Here is a 17,756-nt window from a genome sequence, read left to right as displayed (position 1 = left end):
AACTACTCCCTTACCAAGAAACGAGTTTTGAAAGGAAGTTTGTGAGCTGCACGTTCGAAAGCTTCTTTAGCTTGCTCACGTGTCACACCGTTCATTTCGAAAAGAACTTTTCCAGGAAGAACACGAGCAACCCATAGTTCAGGGTTACCTTTACCGCTACCCATACGAGTTTCAGCAGGCTTTTTAGTTACCGGAGTGTTTGGGAACACACGGCACCAGATTTTACCACCACGCTTAACAGAACGGGAGATAGCGATACGACCAGCTTCCAACTGACGAGCAGTCAGACGACCTTCCTCGATTGCCTGAAGACCGTAGTCTCCGAAATCAAGGTTAGCGCCTCTTACTGCAAAACCAGTAGCGCGGCCTACAAATTGTTTACGCCATTTTACTCTTTTAGGACTTAACACGACCTGCCTCCTCAACTTCGCGAGCAGATAAGATATCGCCTTTATAGATCCATACTTTCAGGCCGATGATACCGTATGCTGTTAGAGCTTCTGCTGTACCGTAGTCGATATCAGCGCGCAATGTATGAAGAGGAACGCTCTTCTCATTGTACCACTCAGAACGGGCAATCTCTGCACCATCAAGACGACCGGAAACACGGATCTTGATACCTCTCACGCCGCCTTTGATCGCAGCTGCAATAGATTTTTTAAGAGCTCTTCTCCAAGAGATACGTTTCTCAAGTTGTTGAGCAATGCTCTCAGCAACGAGCTGAGCATCGAGGTCTGGTTTGCGCACTTCTTGGATGCTCAGGAAAACTTCGTTGGGTGTAAGTTTTTGAACTTCCGCTTTCAGAGCGTCAATGCCAGTACCTTTTTTACCAATAACAACACCTGGGCGAGCTGTGGAGATGATGATTTTAATCTTCTTCGCAGCACGTTCCATTTCAATTTTCGCAACACCCGCGTGTTTAAGCTTGTCCTTAAGGAACTTTCTCAAACGGATGTCTTCGTGGAGATTTTCATAATATTGTTGACCCTTCGCATACCAGCGAGAATCCCAAGTTCTGATAACACCAACTCTTAGACCAATTGGATTAACCTTTTGTCCCACGACTATTTCTCCTCGAGTACTACGTTAATGTGGCTGGTCTTCTTACGAACACCGAACGCGCGACCTTGTGCACGAGGACGGAATCTTTTAAGAACGGGACCTTGATCAACCCAGATAGCTTTAACATAAAGGCTATCTACATCCATAACCTTTTTGTATTCAGCATTGGCAACAGCTGATTCGATTAGCTTTTTTACCATACCTGCAGTTTTTTTGTTCAGGAAAGTAAGGGTTTTAACCGCTTCGTTCACGTCTTTACCGCGAACAAGGTCAACAACCAATCTTGCTTTCTGAGCACCAACTCTTGCATATTTCAAGCTTGCTTTAACTTCCATTATCAACCTCTATTACTTCTTCGCGCCAGGAGCTGCGGCCTTCTTCTCGGCATGACCATGGAAAGTTCTGGTTGGAGCAAACTCACCGAGTTTGTGACCAATCATGTTCTCTGTGATGTACACAGGAACGAACTTTCTTCCATTGTGAACTGCGAAAGTAAGTCCGATAGTCTCAGGAAGAATTGTTGAGCGGCGAGACCAAGTTTTAATAACTTTTTTATCATTTTTCTCAAGTGCATTGTCGATTTTCTTCTGAACATGAGTATCGACGAATGGACCTTTTTTAATTGAGCGTGCCACCTTTTACTCCTACTTACGTCTCTTGATGATTGAAGAGTTGGTTCTCTTATTGTTTCTAGTTTTGTAACCCTTACATGGTTGACCCCATGGAGTTACTGGGTGATGACCCTTACCAACGCCCTCACCACCACCGAGTGGGTGATCCACTGGATTCATGTGCATACCGCGAACGGATGGACGAATACCTCTCCAACGAGAGCGACCAGCTTTACCTAGGTTGATGTTTTCGTTGTCAGTGTTACCAACTTGACCGATAGAAGCACGGCAAACTGTCAATACCTGCTTCAACTCACCGGATGGCATACGTACTTGGCAGTACTTTTCGCCTTTACCAGCAAGAGTCGCACTTGCACCAGCACCACGGCAGATTTGACCGCCTTTGCCTGGACGCAATTCGATGTTGTGAATAACAGTACCAACTGGGATAGCACCCAAAGTCAGGGAATTACCTGGCTTGATGTCGGCTTTATCAGAAGAAATAACAGTATCACCAACATTCAAACCAACTGGAGCAAGGATATAAGCCTTAGCACCGTCGATGTAAGAAATAAGAGCAATACGGCAAGTTCTGTTTGGATCGTACTCGATCGCAACAACTTTTGCTGCTACGTCAAGTTTAGTGCGCTTGAAATCAACCAAACGGTATTTTCTCTTATGACCGCCACCTTGGTGACGAATCGTGATTTGACCGTGATTGTTACGAGCAGCTTGTTTTTTCAGAGGAGCAAGCAAAGACTTCTCTGGAGTTGTCTTTGTGATTTCTTTGAAATCGAAACCAGTCATTCCTCTGCGACCATGAGAGCGTGGGGCAAATGTTTTAATACCCATCTTTATACTCCCTCAAATAGAGCGATCTTCTCACCTTCAACAAGCTTAACGTAAGCTTTTTTCCAGTAAGGGATCTTGGTTAGACCAAATTTAGTTTGCTTAGAGTGACCGCGGCAGACGCTTGTTCTTACGCTGTCAACTTTAACTTTAAAGTTCTTTTCAACAGAAGCTTTGATTTCTGTTTTCGTGGATTTCATATCCACTTCGAAAACATAAACGCCAGCTGCGTTGTGGTATGTATTTTTCTCTGTAACCAGAGGGGCTTTAATTACTTGTTTCATTACGCCTTCTCCAATGAACAACGATCAACGATTTTTGCTACAGATTCTTTAGTGATGATTGCAGCATCGTATTTCAACAAGTCGAATACGTTCAAACCTTCAACTGGGAAGTATTTGAATGTCGGCAAGTTTTTAGATGCGCGGCTGAATTTTTCATCAACAGCAGAATCAACCAATACGGCTTTCTTCAAACCGAAAGCTTTCAAACGCTTGTTAAGCTCAGCAGTTTTACCTTCGGAAGCCATGCTGTCCACTACGAACAACTTGCCTTCTTTTTGAAGGTGAGAAAGAGCCATGCTCAGACCCAAACGACGAACTTTTTTAGGCAACATGAAAGCGTAGCTGCGAGGTTGAGGACCGAAAGCGGTACCACCACCAGGCATCAAGATAGAACGGCTAGAACCTTGACGAGCTCCGCCAGTACCTTTTTGTTTGAACGGCTTTTTACCACCACCAGACACAAGACCTTTAGTCTTAGTCATGTGAGTGCCTTGACGACGAGCCGCCAATTGCCATTGAACAACAGTGTGAAGAACTTCCTTTTTAACAGGAGTTTCGAACACGTCAGCTGCCAACTCAACGGAACCAACTTTTTCTTTTTTCCAGTTTAATACATTTACTGTAGCCATACTATTCTCTCACCAACTTCACCAAAGTGTTTCTAGCACCTGGAACTGGCCCTTTTACCATCAGAACGTTTTCTTCAGCGATGATCTGAACAACTTCTACGTTCTTAACAGTGACAGTTTCAGCACCCAAATGACCTGGGAATTTCTTACCCGGCATTACACGACCTGGCCATGTTCTGTTACCAGAAGAACCCGGACGACGGTGGAATTTAGAACCGTGGGATGCAGGACCACCTGCAAAGCCCCAACGCTTCACGGAACCCGCAAAACCTTTACCTTTAGACTTGGAAGTGATTTTTACGAAATCACCTTTAACCAAACTGTCAATAGAGATTTGTGCACCAACAGCAGCACCCTCAGGAAGAGCTTGACGAAGTTCTTTTACGAACTGAGCGCCATTCTCGAAGCCAGCTTTTTCAAGGTGACCTTTTTCAGCTTTGTTGGAGTTTTTAGCTTTTTTAGGATGACAAGCTACTTGAAGAGCTTCGTAACCATCTGTTTCGTTAGTTTTGATTTGAGAAACAAACCAAGGCTCATAACGAAGAACTGTAACAGGAACAGCTTCGCCGTTCTCGTTATAGATAGTAGCCATACCTTCTTTGAACGCGAACAGGCCGTTCAATTTAAGACCTGCAGTATTTTGAGTTTCTGTAGTTTCGCTCACGTCTTACCTCTAAACCGCAGAAAGTTTGATTTCGACATCAACGCCAGCAGAAAGATCCAACTTCATAAGTTGATCTACTGTTTGTTGAGTGGGTTCTAAAATATCGAGCATACGCTTATGAGTTCTCACTTCGAACTGTTCACGAGATTTTTTATCTACGTGCGGAGAACGCAATACAGTGTAGCGATTGATGCGAGTAGGCAAGGGAATTGGACCCGCAACTTTAGCGCCTGTACGACGAGCAGTCTCAACGATTTCTTTCGTCGACTGATCAAGCAATTTATGATCGAATGCCTTCAATCTGATTCTAATCTTCTGACTTTGCATATGGACACTCTTCTCTTTTATAAAGTATCGTTTTTACTAGCAAATTGTTAACAACTCACGTCCCTATCCCATCGAAAACTTGCCCCGAATTAGCCCTTGCGGCCTGAATCGCCTTCAACGCGGGGGGTTTTTTGTAGATTTAGACGCTATGAGTGCGCGAGTATGCGCACTCTGAAATCTAATGTCAAAGGGAAATATTACTTTTTTTAGTATCTTCCCATTTTGTGTAGAATTTCCGTTCGTACCTTCGTAGGCACCACGGCGTACTCTAAGAATTCCATGCTAAAACTAGCACGACCCTGACTCAAGCTGCGGACATCCGTAGCATAGCCAAACAGACTCGCCAGAGGGGCTTCTGCAGAAACAATCTGCCCACCACCCTGCTTGACGTTCATCGCGAGGATTTTTCCGCGACGAGCATTAAGGTCACCCACAATGTTACCCACGAATTCATCCGGGCAGGTTACCTCAAGCTTAAAGATAGGCTCCATAAGCTCCACTGATGCCGCCTTAACAGCATCACGGAATGCCAGGGAAGCGGCCGCTTTAAATGCCATTTCACTGGAAGCCTCAGGACGCACCTCAACAGAATTCAAAGTGCCTTTAATACCCAACATTGAACAGCTCGCCAAAGGACCGACCTCAGCTGCTTCACGGAAGCCCGCCTCAACCGCCTTCAACATAGGGGCTGTAAATTCTTTAGACACCACCACTTTGCTGACGAACTGAACACCTTCAGCCTGAGCTATTGGCTCCAAAGACAAAGAAACCTTCGCAAAATGCGCTTCGCCGGCAATTTCACGTTCATACACATGTTCGGCCTTAGCCGCTGCCGTGATCGTCTCACGATAGGAAACCTGCGGCTTACCCACGTTTGCCTGGATTTTGTGTTCACGAAGCAAGCGATCCACCAGGATTTCCAGGTGAAGCTCACCCATGCCCGACAACAGGATTTGCCCCGTTTCCGGATCGGTACGCAAACGACAAGAAGGATCTTCTTTTTCAAGTTTTGCCAGACCCGCCAGCATCTTTTCCTGGTCCGCAGAAGACTTCGCCTCCACAGCCACAGAAATGACCGGCTCTGGGAATGTGATCGCTTCAAGCACCACAGGATGAGAACTCTCACAAAGAGTGTCCCCTGTACCGGTAAACTTTAGACCGATCACAGCACCAATATCCCCTGCTTTCAGACCAGTGATCTCTTCGCGGGAATTGGCGTGCATTTTAACAAGCTTTTGGATGCGCTCTTTCTTTTGAGTGCGAGGATTCAAAAGCTGTTCACCGACTTTTACTTCTCCGGAATAGACACGGATATAAGTCAAAGTGCCGGCAAAGGGATCATTGGCGATCTTAAACGCCAAAGCAGCCGTATTGCCTTCGAAGTCAGTTTTACAGATAATTTCTTTTTCAGGACGATCAGGGTCATGACCCACAATCGCAGGAACTTCCAAAGGTGACGGAAGATAATCAATCACGCCATCAAGAAGTGGCTGAACACCTTTGTTTTTGAAAGCAGCCCCACAGAACACCGGGAAGGCTTTCAAATCAAGAGTCCCTTTGCGCAAAGCACGTTTAAGCTCTGGCACAGTGATCTCTTCCCCATTGAGATACTTCTCAAGGAGTTCGTCTTCAAATTCAACGATCTTCTCAATGACCTCAGTACGGAAGCGGTTCACTTCTTCCTTCATATCATTGGGAACATCGATAACTTCGAAATGGTCACCCATTCCGGACTGATCCCATACGTAAGCGCGGTTTTCCAAAAGATCTACGACACCACGGAAAGTGTCTTCCATTCCAATGGGAACCTGTACGGGGATTGGGTTCGCATTGAGCTTTTCCCTGATCGTCCCATAGGACATCACAAAGTCAGCACCAACACGGTCCATCTTATTTACGAAACAAATGCGGGGAACTTTATATTTATCAGCTTGCTTCCAGACGGTTTCGGACTGAGGTTCAACCCCATTCACGCCGTCGAAAACTGCGATCGCGCCATCCAATACGCGCAGCGAACGTTCAACTTCAATAGTGAAGTCCACGTGGCCCGGAGTATCGATGATGTTGATTCTGTGATCTTTCCAGAACGCCATGGTCGCAGCAGAGGAAATGGTGATACCACGCTCTTGCTCTTGAACCATCCAGTCCATGGTAGCATCGCCATCATGGACCTCGCCGATTTTATGACTTTTACCTGTATAGTAAAGAATGCGTTCGGTGGTGGTCGTCTTACCGGCATCGATGTGAGCCATGATGCCGATATTACGAGTGTACTTGAGATCAGCTACAACTTTAGGATCTTTAGCTGACATCTGAACAGATTACCAATTGTAGTGAGAGAATGCCTTGTTAGACTCAGCCATTCTGTGAACGTCGTCTTTCTTCTTAATAGAGTTACCTCTATTATTGTACGCGTCCAAGAATTCACCAGCCAAACGCTTCGCCATGTCTTTTTCACCACGCTCGCGAGAGTATTCTACCAACCAACGCATAGCCAAAGCCAAACGACGAGATGGACGAACATCTACTGGAACTTGGTAAGTCGCACCACCAACACGGCGGGAACGAACTTCGATAGACGGCTTAACGTTTTCAAGAGCTTTCTTGAAGATTGCCAATGGCTCTTCACCTTGAACTTTACCTTCAAGCTCTTTCAAAGCACCGTAGAACAACTTTTGAGAAGTTGCTTTTCTACCTTGAATCATCATTTTATTGACGAACTTAGCGATAACTAGATCCTTGAAAACCGGATCTGGAATGATTTCTCTTTTAAAGGTCTTTTTACGACGTGACATCTCTCAATCCTTATTTCTTAGGTCTCTTAGTACCGTATTTAGAACGGGCGCGAAGACGACCGTTTACACCTTGAAGGTCCAATACCCCACGAACGATGTGGTAACGAACACCCGGCAAATCCTTCACACGACCACCGCGGATTAGAACGACGGAGTGCTCTTGAAGGTTATGGCCGATACCAGGGATGTAGGAGATAACTTCGAAGCCATTGGACAGACGAACTTTTGCTACTTTACGAAGAGCGGAGTTCGGCTTCTTTGGAGTCGTTGTATAAACACGTGTACAAACACCGCGACGCTGAGGACAAGAATCCAAAGCTGGTGATTTTGTTTGGTTTTTTTGAACTGTACGCTCACTTTTGATGAGCTGATTAATTGTTGGCACTTTATATACCCCTTAAAAACAATTATGCGGTTCTGGACGCTGGAACTTACATTTCTGTGACGCCCAGGTCAAGACTTTGTTGTTAAAATTACATTTATCCACAGAAATAGGCGTGAGGTCCTTATTCTATGGGCTTTTTACCCTATTGCCGGCCTGTGAAGCCGGCAAATCAGGCTTTTCTTACTGCTTAGCCTTGAGGCTGAACAGAAGACGTCATACCCGGCAATGCAACAAAGCCGATATCGTCGTCTTCATGTACAGACACTTTCCAGCGTTTGTAAGAAGTCAAACCAGTTCCTGCAGGGATCAGACGACCCATGATGATATTCTCTTTCAGGCCACGCAAATGGTCTGTACGAGAATTGATCGCTGCTTCCGTAAGAACTTTTGTAGTTTCTTGGAAGGACGCCGCTGAAATCCAGCTGTCAGTGCTCAAAGAAACCTTAGTGATACCAAGAAGAAGTGGGCTGCAAGTCGCAGGTTGACCACCCTCTTTATTGATACGTTCGTTTTCTTCCATGTAAGCGTATCTTTCAACTTGCTCACCAGCCAAGAAGCGGCTGTCGCCGGCATCACGGATTTCTACTTTACGTAGCATCTGACGAACAATGACTTCGATATGCTTGTCATTGATACCAACCCCTTGAAGTCTGTAAACTTCTTGGATTTCATCTACAAGGTATGCAGACAAGGCTTTAGCACCCAGAACCGCCAGAATGTCATGAGGATTTGTTGGACCATCCATCAAAGCCTCACCGGCTCTTACGTACTCACCTTCTCTTACAGCAACGTGCTTACCTTTAGGGATGAGGTATTCTTTTTGCTCACCCACTTCAGGAGTTACGATCACACGTTGTTTACCTTTAACGTCTTTACCGAATGTCACATAACCATCGATCTCAGAGATGATAGCTGCTTCTTTCGGTTTACGAGCTTCAAACAACTCGGCAACGCGCGGAAGACCCCCGGTGATATCCTTCGTTTTCGAAGCTTCACGGTGCATCTTCGCGATTACGTCACCCGCATGAACTTCCTGTTGATCCGCAACAAGCAACTGAGCCCCAACCGGGATCAGGTAACGTGCTGGGATGTCACGACCAGGAAGATTCAATGTCTTACCAGCACCGTCCACTAGGAACACTGTTGGCTTAACATCAGAAGACTTGGATTCCATGATAACTTTGGTCGCGAAACCAGTTACCGCATCCACTTGTTCCTGCATTGTGGAACCTTCTTCGATATCCTGATATTGGATCTTCGCAGAAACCTCTGCGATGATTGGATTCGAATATGGATCCCATTCCGCTACTGTCTGACCTTTGGCAACTTTGTCGCCTTCTTTGAAGTTCAAAACAGCACCGTAAACAAGCTTGAAGTCTTCTCTTTCACGGCCTGCTTCGTCGATAACTTTTGCAGAACCGTTACGATTCATCACAGTCAACTTACCGTTACGGTTTGTTACTGCATGAACGTTTTCAAGTTTAATTGTACCGTCGTAACGAGATGTGTGAACAGATTGTTCAACCGCACGAGATGCCGCACCACCCAAGTGGAACGTTCTCATCGTCAACTGTGTACCCGGCTCACCGATAGATTGAGCAGCAATGATACCCACTGTTTCACCCAAGTTTACAGTCGCACCACGGGACAAATCACGTCCGTAGCACTTCACGCAAACACCGCGCTTAGACTGACAGATCAAAGCAGAACGGATGTCGACTCTGTCGATACCACGGCCTTCGATAACCTTAACGTCAGTTTCAGTGATCTCTTGATTTGCACGAACAACAACTTCGTTCGTTGCAGTATCAACAACATCTTTCAATGCTGTACGACCCAAGATACGGTCACCGATGTTTTGAACGATTTCACCCGCTTCGTAAATCGGAGTGATTTCCAAACCATCTTCAACACCGCAATCCACTTCAGAAACGACCACGTCCTGAGCAACGTCAACCAAACGACGAGTCAAGTAACCGGAGTTCGCTGTTTTCAATGCGGTATCGGCCAAACCTTTACGCGCACCGTGCGTGGAGATGAAGTACTGGATAACTGTCAAACCTTCACGGAAGTTCGCAGTGATCGGCGTTTCGATGATCTCACCAGAAGGTTTCGCCATCAAACCACGCATACCACCCAACTGACGGATCTGAGCTGCGGAACCACGGGCTCCGGAGTCAGCCATGATGTAAATAGGGTTGAAGGATGGACCAACAACTTCTTTACCACCAACGTTGAACGTTTGTTTTTCAATCGCGTTCATACCTTCTTTAGCGATCTTATCCGCAGTCTGAGCCCAGATATCCACCACTTTATTGTAGCGCTCACCATCTGTGATCAAACCTTCGTCGTACTGCTGCTGGATCTCAGTCACTTGCTTCTCGGCATCCGCGATCATCGGAGCTTTCGCTGCCGGGATCACCATGTCATCGATACCGATGGACATACCTGCTGCTGTTGAATACTTGAAGCCGAACTCCATGATTTTATCAGCAAGGATGCAAGTCGCTTTAGCGCCCGCAAGACGGAACGTCTTGTCGATCAACGCAGCGATTTGTTTCTTATTCATAGTCACGTTCACTTCGTTGAACGGAACTTCTTTAGGAACGATGTCAGAAAGGATTGCACGACCTACAGTCGTTTCCTGCAATGTGCCTTTGATACGAACCTTACAAGACGCCTGAAGGTCCACAAGACCTGTCTCAAACGCGTATTGAGCTTCCTGAACGCTGGAGAAGGCTTTGCCTGAACCCTTGGCGCCCGGACGCATACGAGTCAACCAGTAAAGACCCAACACGATATCCTGAGAAGGATTGATGATTGGCTTACCGGAAGCTGGAGAAAGGATGTTGTTTGTGGACATCATCAAAACGCGCGCTTCAACCTGGGATTCCACGGAAAGTGGAACGTGAACTGCCATCTGGTCACCGTCGAAGTCGGCATTGAACGCCGTACATACTAGCGGGTGCAACTGGATAGCTTTACCTTCGTGAAGAACAGGTTCGAATGCCTGGATACCCAATCTGTGAAGAGTTGGCGCACGATTCAGAAGCACTGGGTGCTCTTTCACCACGTCAGCCAGGATATCCCAAACTTCCACTGTTTCTTGATCAACAAGGCGTTTTGCTTGCTTGATCGTTGCTGCCAAACCTTTTTCTTCAAGTTTGTTGTAAACGAATGGCTTGAACAGCTCCAAAGCCATCTTCTTAGGAAGACCGCACTGGTGAAGCTTCAAAGTTGGACCTACTGTGATGACGGAACGACCAGAGTAGTCAACACGTTTACCCAAAAGGTTTTGACGGAAACGACCCTGCTTACCTTTCAACATGTCAGAAAGGGAGCGAAGAGGACGTTTATTCGGACCAGTGAAGGTCTTACCGCGACGACCGTTGTCCAACAACGCATCAACCGCTTCCTGCAACATACGTTTTTCGTTGCGGATGATGATGTCTGGAGCGTTCAGCTCCTGAAGGCGTTTCAAACGGTTGTTACGATTGATCACACGGCGGTACAGGTCATTCAGGTCAGACGTCGCGAAACGGCCGCCATCCAGAGGTACCAATGGACGAAGATCAGGAGGAAGAACCGGAAGTGCTTCCAACATCATCCACTCTGGCTTGTTGATGGAACCTTTGAAGGCTTCAACAACGCGCAGGCGTTTAGTCAATTTTTTGATACCAGCTTCAGACTTGGTATCTTTCACTTCCAAACGAAGTTTACGGGACAGGTATTCAGGGTCGATCTTTTTCAAAAGATCACGAACCGCTTCACCACCCATGCCGTATTTGAAGGAAGGACCGAATTCGTTAAGCGCTGCTTGCAACGCCTCTTCAGTCAGAACCTGACCTTCTTCCAATGTTGTTTCCATTGGATCGATAACAACGTGTGCTTCACAGTAAAGAACCTTTTCAACGTCTTTCAAAGAAAGATTCAAAAGGTTACCAATACGAGAAGGCAAAGAACGCAGGAACCAGATATGGGCTACTGGAGTTGCCAATTCGATGTGACCAAGGCGCTCACGGCGAACCTTGGTCTGAGTCACTTCAACGCCGCACTTTTCACAGACGACGCCACGGTACTTCATACGTTTGTACTTACCGCACAAGCACTCGTAGTCCTTGATAGGACCGAAGATTTTCGCACAGAACAAGCCGTCACGTTCAGGCTTGAAAGTACGATAGTTGATAGTTTCTGGCTTCTTAACTTCACCAAATGACCATTCACGAATCATTTCAGGTGACGCCAACGATACTCGTACGGCGTCAAACGAAAGTGGATCTTTTGGTTTATCGAAAAAATTCAACAAGTCTCTCAAAGAACACCCCTGTTGTTAAATTATTAAACTTAGTGCTGCTCTGGTTCGTCTTTAGACGCAACCGGCGCAACTGGTTCTACCTCGATCACTTCTTCGTCACCAAAATCTTCATCCTGGTCACGTAGAATGTCAGACTCCATCAGCTCCACGTTCAGTGCCAGAGATTGAAGCTCTTTCACCAATACGTTGAAGGATTCAGGCAAGCCTGGCTCAAGGATGTTTTCACCCTTCACGATGCTTTCGTACATACGAGTTCTACCCGCAACGTCATCTGACTTAACAGTCAGGAACTCTTGCAGAGAATAAGCCGCACCGTACGCCTCGATCGCCCAAACTTCCATCTCCCCTAGACGCTGACCACCGAATTGAGCTTTACCGCCCAAAGGCTGCTGAGAAACTAGAGAATAAGGTCCGATAGAACGAGCGTGGATCTTCTCTTCAACCAAGTGGTGAAGCTTAAGCATGTACATGATACCCACAGTAACTGGGTTCGTGAACGGCTCCCCTGTACGACCGTCGAATAGAACGGACTTACCGGATGTTGGAACCTGTGCTTTTTCAAGAAGACCTTTCACATCAGCCTCACGAGCACCGTCGAAGACCGGAGTACCCACGTGGATACCGTTCTTCATGCGGTTGACCATGGACTTCAATGAAGCATCATCAGCTTTATCAAGTTTTGTAGAGATATCGCTGTCGTTGAAGATATCTTTCATCTCGGAACGTGCGTTTTCCGCATTCCATTTCTCAAGATGAGCACCCAGTTGTTTACCCAAGTTGTGCGCTGCCCAACCCAAGTGAACCTCAAGGATCTGACCGATATTCATACGAGAAGGAACCCCTAGTGGATTCAGAACCATGTCCACTGGTGTACCGTCAGCTAGATAAGGCATGTCTTCCGCAGGCAATACTTTGGAGACAACACCCTTATTTCCGTGACGACCGGCGAATTTATCCCCGACTTGCATTTTACGTTTGATAGCAACGTAAACTTTAACCATTTTGATCACGCCCGGAGGCAATTCGTCACCTTTACGAAGACGATCGATCTTTTCATTGAACACAAGTTTAACTGCATCCAACTGGTTACGAGCATTGTCGATGATTTTGTTCACCTGGAACTCAAGGTCTTGCTCAAGAGGGATGTAGTTCAACAATTCGAATGGAACTGTCTCTAGATCCGCTTCAGTGATGTCCTGACCTTTGTTCAACAACTTCTGAGAACCGTCTTCATTCAGAAGAACGCCTGTAGTTGTTTTACCAACCAGGATGTCACGAAGTTTGGAGATAGCGTTATTTTTGATAACGTTCTGCTCAACCGCCAAGTCTTTTTCAAGCTTGCGTTTTTTCTCTTCGATGATCAGGGACAAACGCTCATCGCGGTCTGCACCTTCACGAGAGTAAACTTGAGCATCGATAACAGTTCCGTACACGCCGGATGGCGCACGCAGAGATGTATCACGAACGTCGCCGGCTTTTTCACCGAAGATCGCTCTCAAAAGTTTTTCCTCTGGGGAAAGCTGAGTTTCACCTTTTGGAGTCACTTTACCAACCAGGATGAAGCCAGGGCGAACTTCCGCACCGATGCGGATGATACCAGAGCTATCCAGGTCTTTCAGAGCTTCTTCACCAACGTTAGCGATATCGCGAGTGATCTCTTCCTTACCAAGTTTTGTGTCACGAGCCACGCACTCGAATTCTTCGATGTGGATGGAAGTGTAAACGTCGTCTTTCAACAGACGCTCAGAAATAAGGATGGAGTCCTCGAAGTTGTAACCCTGCCAAGGAGTGAACGCCACAAGGATGTTCTGACCCAATGCCAGCTCGCCCAGTTCAGTGGAAGGACCGTCAGCGATGATGTCGCCTTTGGAAATCTTGTCACCAACAGTAACGATTGGTTTTTGATTGAAGCACGTATTTTGATTCGTACGCTGATACTTCGTCAGGTTGTAGATGTCCACGTTCGCACCCAGCTCGCCACCTTTGGCGAAACGACGGATAACGATACGGGAAGCATCAACTTCCTCAACGATACCATCGTTTTGAGCAACGATGGAAGTACCGGAGTCACGAGCAACCAAACGCTCTACGCCCGTACCAACAAGTGGAGCGCGAGAACGCAGCAGTGGAACCGCTTGACGTTGCATGTTCGATCCCATCAAGGCACGGTTGGCGTCATCGTGCTCAAGGAATGGAATCAGGGAAGCTGCGATGGAAACCAACTGAGATGGGGAAACGTCCATCAAAGCAACTTTATCTTTATCAACAATCTCGTACTCACCGTCACGACGAGTGATGGTGGTTGCAGTCTGGATGGCTTTGTTGCCAGCTTCGTCACGTGCCGCCGGAGCGATGTGGTGACCAGCTTCTTCCAGTGCAGAAAGATAGTTGATGTCCTTGGAAACCTGACCCGCTTCAACTTTACGGTATGGAGTCTCGATGAAACCATAGTTGTTGATACGAGCGTAAGTCGCCAAAGAGGCGATCAAACCGATGTTTGGACCCTCTGGAGTTTCGATAGGACAGATACGTCCGTAGTGCGTAGGATGTACGTCACGTACTTCGAAACCAGCGCGGTCACGAGTCAAACCACCAGGTCCAAGAGCGGACAAACGACGTTTGTGCGTGATCTCGGAAAGTGGGTTCGTCTGATCCATGAACTGAGACAACTGGGAAGAACCGAAGAATTCTTTTACTACGGCATTCACAGGTTTCGCGTTCACAAGATCGTGAGGCATCATAGTTTCAACGTCCTGAAGGGACATACGCTCACGGATAGCGCGTTCCATACGAACCAAACCAATGCGGTATTGGTTTTCCAGAAGCTCACCCACGGAACGAACACGACGGTTACCCAAGTGATCGATATCGTCGATAACACCACGACCATTTTTCAGATCGATCAAAGTTTTGATGGTGCTCAGGATATCCTTGTGAGTCAGTGTTCTGTGAGACGGTGGACATTCGTCCATAGAGATACCGAATCTGTGATTGATCTTGATACGACCAACTTCAGAAAGGTCATAAGTCTCTGGATCGAAGAACAAACGGCCGAAGAATGTCGTAGCAGCTTCCAAAGTTGGAGGCTCACCAGGACGAAGGCGTTTGTAGATCTCAACCAAAGATTCTTCTTTGTTGGAGACTTTATCAACCAACAGGGTGTTGCGCAGGTAAGGCCCCACAGTCAAACCGTCGAAGAAGATCATGAAGAAGCTGTCGATACCAGCTTCGATGGAACGCTTGATGATTGCAGAGTTCAATTCCGCATTGGCATCAGCGATGATTTCACCAGTGGATTCATCAATCAGCGGTTTCGCCAAAACTTTACCATCAAGATCTTCCGGCTGAACTTCAAGCTCTGTGATATCAAGATCTTTGATCTTTTTAACGATAGCACGAGTGATACGACGACCCGCTTTTACCAGCGCTTCGCCGGATTTTGGATCAACGATATCAGTCAAGGCTCTTTGACCGGACATACGCTCGATGTCCAACTTACGGAAGAGCTTGCCGCCCTTAACGTAAACTTCATCAAGATCGTAGAAGTATTCCAGAAGCTGTTCGGAGTTGTAACCCAAAGCTTTCAACAGGATTGTAACTGGGAACTTACGACGACGGTCGATACGTACGTGGATAAGATCTTTCTGGTCAAACTCAGCATCCAACCATGAACCACGATAAGGGATCACACGTGCAGAGTAGATCAATTTACCAGAAGCATTGTTTTTACCACCGTCGTGATCGAAGAACACGCCCGGAGATCTGTGCAACTGGGAAACAACAACGCGCTCAGTACCGTTGATGATGAAGGAACCGTTGGCAGTCATCAGAGGGATTTCACCCAGATAAACTTCCTGTTCTTTCACGTCACGGATGCTGCGTGCTTCAGTTTCTTCATCAACATCGAAAACGATCAGACGAAGAGTCACCTTGATCGGAGCAGCGAAAGTCATACCACGCTGACGGCACTCGTCCACGTCGTACTTAGCTGGCTCTAGAGTGTATGATACGAACTCAAGGCTTGCTGTATTGTTGAAATCTGTGATTGGGAAAACAGATTTGAAAACGCCATTGAGACCAGCTTCGCCACGGCGATCTGGATCCATATCTTTTTGAATGAAAGCTTCGTAAGAAGATTTCTGCAGTTCAATCAGATTTGGGATATCAATGACTTGCTTATTTTTCGCGAATGACTTTCTAACTCGAATGTTAGAAGCCGTAACTGGAGTTTTTTCCAATGTACTCTCCGTGATAAGAAAATCGGATGTTCGCTTCGGGGGGAACATTCCAAGGCCCACATTAAATAAAAACGCAAGTATCTCAAACTACCCTAAGTTTTCAATAAATCAAGTGATTATAGGAACTTTTGATGCCTTTCCAAAAACTTCAGACGCCCCCAAAACAGCCCAATATTGCAGTGTATCAATTCGAGGGTTGCAGCTATTCAGTAGCCCACATCGAGGCCGCATCATAGGCTTAAAAAAAGAAAGAAAAAGGAACCTTATGTTTAGAGCGTTGTTCGCCTTAAGTTTGCTCAGTTTGTCAGCATGCTCTCACTCTATCAGCCTGCGAGCCTCCCATTTCAACATGCCGGTCGTGGTCAACGAACAATGGCAGGGACACGCCGCCATCGTGATGGCTTCAGAAACCCGCGTAACGCTGGTAAACGATATTAACGCCAACCCACCCCTGCGCGACAAAGTCCTGATCAACAACGACGTGGACGCAAGTGACTTCGTAGCTGGCGCGAATAATGTGGGTTTTGATGCAAGCTTAAGTGTTTTCAAAGGCTTAGAGCTATACGTGGAAAACTTCCTGTGGGGAGCAAGATTCCAGTTCCTGAACCACGGAACCCAAAACCGAGTGTGGGTAGGATCTATCATGGGCGCATACGGAACAAAAAGCGAAACCACCACCGACGAATTTTCCGTGGGCAGCAACACCACAGACGCTAAAGCCAAGTCCGACATCACAACTTCCCAAGCCGGAATCAGCTTAGGGTACAAATACGAATATGTGGTCCCCTACTTTTCTTACATATACGAGGCCCATAACGTAAAAACCAACATCACCAGTACAAATGGCACCTTCGGCCCCTACAAAGACGACGGAATCCACGGCTATTATTCCCTGGGCCTAAGCACCCACCAAAAAGGATTCCGAGCCGCCATCGAATACAGCCACATCGACATCAAATGGGATAGATCCGACCGAGAAACCCAAGAAGCCTTCGGCCTAAAACTAGGCTACGCCTGGTAACTCACACGCCAAAATGAGGGACTTTTTGCATTTTGGCCCACAGCGAGCCCCCAGCCCAACCCCAACGAAGGGTAAAAGCGAAGGCCCAAAATGCAAAAAGCCCCGAGTTTCCTCGAGGCTTTCGGCATTAGCATAAACTAAGTGGCAGAAATTACTTAACAGTAACTTTCGCGCCCGCAGCTTCAAGAGCTTTCTTGATTTTTTCTGCGTCTTCTTTAGAAGCGCCTTCTTTAACAGCTTTGTTACCAGCTTCAACAAGGGCTTTAGCTTCAGCAAGACCCAAACCAGTCAAGCCACGAACTTCTTTAATAACGTTGATTTTGTTGGCGCCAGCGTCAACAAGGATAACGTCGAAAGCAGTTTTTTCTTCAACAGCAGCAGCAGCAGGACCTGCAGCAGCTACTGGAGCAGCAGCAGTAACGCCCCATTTTTCTTCCAAAGTTTTTACAAGTTCCGCAATTTCAAGAACTGTCTTTGCAGACAATGCTTCAACGATTTGATCGTTAGTTAGAGACATTTTAATCCTCCAGGGATAAAAAAATTATTTAAAAATTCAAATATTCCGCACCATTAACC

16 protein-coding genes are annotated in these 17,756 nt (G+C 46.6%); 1 reads left to right on the top strand and 15 read right to left on the bottom strand.

Annotation, left to right across the window (positions count from 1 at the left end; translation table 11 throughout):
- Positions 1 to 2 precede the first annotated feature (2 nt).
- The 14 genes from rplP to rpoB form a co-directional block, all read right to left on the bottom strand.
- Positions 3 to 410, bottom strand: a complete 408-nt coding sequence (gene rplP, locus EZJ49_RS16200; RefSeq protein WP_262553305.1) for a 50S ribosomal protein L16 — start codon at positions 408 to 410, stop codon at positions 3 to 5.
- On the bottom strand, positions 397 to 1,062 hold the full coding sequence (rpsC, locus tag EZJ49_RS16195; RefSeq protein WP_262553304.1) for a 30S ribosomal protein S3: 666 nt from the start codon (positions 1,060 to 1,062) through the stop codon (positions 397 to 399). The genes rplP and rpsC overlap by 14 nt, the downstream gene beginning before the upstream one ends.
- A 2-nt stretch (positions 1,063 to 1,064) precedes the next feature.
- Complete coding sequence (gene rplV / locus EZJ49_RS16190; RefSeq protein WP_015092004.1) at positions 1,065 to 1,397, bottom strand: 50S ribosomal protein L22; 333 nt, start codon at positions 1,395 to 1,397, stop codon at positions 1,065 to 1,067.
- A gap of 12 nt (positions 1,398 to 1,409) precedes the next feature.
- On the bottom strand, positions 1,410 to 1,697 hold the full coding sequence (gene rpsS / locus EZJ49_RS16185) for a 30S ribosomal protein S19 (protein ID WP_262553303.1): 288 nt from the start codon (positions 1,695 to 1,697) through the stop codon (positions 1,410 to 1,412).
- A 9-nt stretch (positions 1,698 to 1,706) separates the two neighbouring features.
- Positions 1,707 to 2,525, bottom strand: a complete 819-nt coding sequence (gene rplB / locus EZJ49_RS16180) for a 50S ribosomal protein L2 (protein WP_262553302.1) — start codon at positions 2,523 to 2,525, stop codon at positions 1,707 to 1,709.
- A 2-nt stretch (positions 2,526 to 2,527) separates the two neighbouring features.
- Entirely contained in the window at positions 2,528 to 2,806 is a 279-nt protein-coding gene (gene rplW, locus EZJ49_RS16175) for a 50S ribosomal protein L23 (protein ID WP_262553301.1), read from the bottom strand.
- Complete coding sequence (gene rplD, locus EZJ49_RS16170; RefSeq protein ID WP_262553300.1) at positions 2,806 to 3,435, bottom strand: 50S ribosomal protein L4; 630 nt, start codon at positions 3,433 to 3,435, stop codon at positions 2,806 to 2,808. Before rplD ends, rplW begins: the two co-directional genes overlap by 1 nt.
- A gap of 1 nt (position 3,436) precedes the next feature.
- On the bottom strand, positions 3,437 to 4,099 hold the full coding sequence (gene rplC, locus EZJ49_RS16165) for a 50S ribosomal protein L3 (RefSeq protein ID WP_262553299.1): 663 nt from the start codon (positions 4,097 to 4,099) through the stop codon (positions 3,437 to 3,439).
- A gap of 9 nt (positions 4,100 to 4,108) precedes the next feature.
- Positions 4,109 to 4,426: a 30S ribosomal protein S10 gene (gene rpsJ, locus EZJ49_RS16160; protein ID WP_011165353.1), complete on the bottom strand. Its 318-nt coding sequence runs from the start codon at positions 4,424 to 4,426 to the stop codon at positions 4,109 to 4,111.
- Between the two features lie 206 nt (positions 4,427 to 4,632).
- The gene (gene fusA, locus EZJ49_RS16155; RefSeq protein ID WP_262553298.1) at positions 4,633 to 6,738 is read right to left on the bottom strand and encodes an elongation factor G; all 2,106 of its coding nucleotides are present in this window, start codon (positions 6,736 to 6,738) and stop codon (positions 4,633 to 4,635) included.
- Between the two features lie 9 nt (positions 6,739 to 6,747).
- Positions 6,748 to 7,221 carry a 30S ribosomal protein S7 gene (rpsG, locus tag EZJ49_RS16150; RefSeq protein ID WP_262553297.1) on the bottom strand — a complete coding sequence of 158 codons (474 nt, stop codon included), beginning with the start codon at positions 7,219 to 7,221 and terminating at the stop codon, positions 6,748 to 6,750.
- Between the two features lie 10 nt (positions 7,222 to 7,231).
- A complete protein-coding gene (rpsL, locus tag EZJ49_RS16145) occupies positions 7,232 to 7,606 on the bottom strand; it encodes a 30S ribosomal protein S12 (protein WP_011165356.1) in 375 nt (124 codons plus the stop codon).
- 187 nt (positions 7,607 to 7,793) lie between these two features.
- Complete coding sequence (rpoC, locus tag EZJ49_RS16140) at positions 7,794 to 11,921, bottom strand: DNA-directed RNA polymerase subunit beta' (RefSeq protein ID WP_410468741.1); 4,128 nt, start codon at positions 11,919 to 11,921, stop codon at positions 7,794 to 7,796.
- 29 nt (positions 11,922 to 11,950) lie between these two features.
- Positions 11,951 to 16,207, bottom strand: coding sequence for a DNA-directed RNA polymerase subunit beta (gene rpoB / locus EZJ49_RS16135; RefSeq protein WP_410468740.1), 4,257 nt, complete (start codon positions 16,205 to 16,207; stop codon positions 11,951 to 11,953).
- A 217-nt stretch (positions 16,208 to 16,424) separates the two neighbouring features.
- Between rpoB and EZJ49_RS16130 the strand changes: the two genes are divergently transcribed.
- Positions 16,425 to 17,180: a hypothetical protein gene (locus EZJ49_RS16130; protein ID WP_262553294.1), complete on the top strand. Its 756-nt coding sequence runs from the start codon at positions 16,425 to 16,427 to the stop codon at positions 17,178 to 17,180.
- A 151-nt stretch (positions 17,181 to 17,331) separates the two neighbouring features.
- Here the strand turns inward: EZJ49_RS16130 and rplL are convergent, their stop codons facing one another.
- Positions 17,332 to 17,697, bottom strand: coding sequence for a 50S ribosomal protein L7/L12 (gene rplL / locus EZJ49_RS16125; protein WP_262553293.1), 366 nt, complete (start codon positions 17,695 to 17,697; stop codon positions 17,332 to 17,334).
- Positions 17,698 to 17,756: the final 59 nt, after the last annotated feature.

This window comes from Bdellovibrio bacteriovorus, assembly GCF_025558485.1.
Lineage (GTDB): Bacteria > Bdellovibrionota > Bdellovibrionia > Bdellovibrionales > Bdellovibrionaceae > Bdellovibrio > Bdellovibrio bacteriovorus_G.
Note: the sequence above shows the minus strand (reverse complement) of the source record. Positions and strands in the feature narration are given on the sequence as shown.

What these genes read in the sequence shown, in the direction of transcription:
- fusA (WP_262553298.1), bottom strand. Translation starts at nt 6,738, where the DNA reads ATGTCAGCTAAAGATCCTAAAGTTGTAGCTGATCTCAAGTACACTCGT.
- EZJ49_RS16130 (WP_262553294.1), top strand. Translation starts at nt 16,425, where the DNA reads ATGTTTAGAGCGTTGTTCGCCTTAAGTTTGCTCAGTTTGTCAGCATGC.
- rplB (WP_262553302.1), bottom strand. Translation starts at nt 2,525, where the DNA reads ATGGGTATTAAAACATTTGCCCCACGCTCTCATGGTCGCAGAGGAATG.
- rplW (WP_262553301.1), bottom strand. Translation starts at nt 2,806, where the DNA reads ATGAAACAAGTAATTAAAGCCCCTCTGGTTACAGAGAAAAATACATAC.
- rplV (WP_015092004.1), bottom strand. Translation starts at nt 1,397, where the DNA reads ATGGAAGTTAAAGCAAGCTTGAAATATGCAAGAGTTGGTGCTCAGAAA.
- rpsJ (WP_011165353.1), bottom strand. Translation starts at nt 4,426, where the DNA reads ATGCAAAGTCAGAAGATTAGAATCAGATTGAAGGCATTCGATCATAAA.
- rpoB (WP_410468740.1), bottom strand. Translation starts at nt 16,207, where the DNA reads ATGTTCCCCCCGAAGCGAACATCCGATTTTCTTATCACGGAGAGTACA.
- rplL (WP_262553293.1), bottom strand. Translation starts at nt 17,697, where the DNA reads ATGTCTCTAACTAACGATCAAATCGTTGAAGCATTGTCTGCAAAGACA.
- rpsG (WP_262553297.1), bottom strand. Translation starts at nt 7,221, where the DNA reads ATGTCACGTCGTAAAAAGACCTTTAAAAGAGAAATCATTCCAGATCCG.
- rplD (WP_262553300.1), bottom strand. Translation starts at nt 3,435, where the DNA reads ATGGCTACAGTAAATGTATTAAACTGGAAAAAAGAAAAAGTTGGTTCC.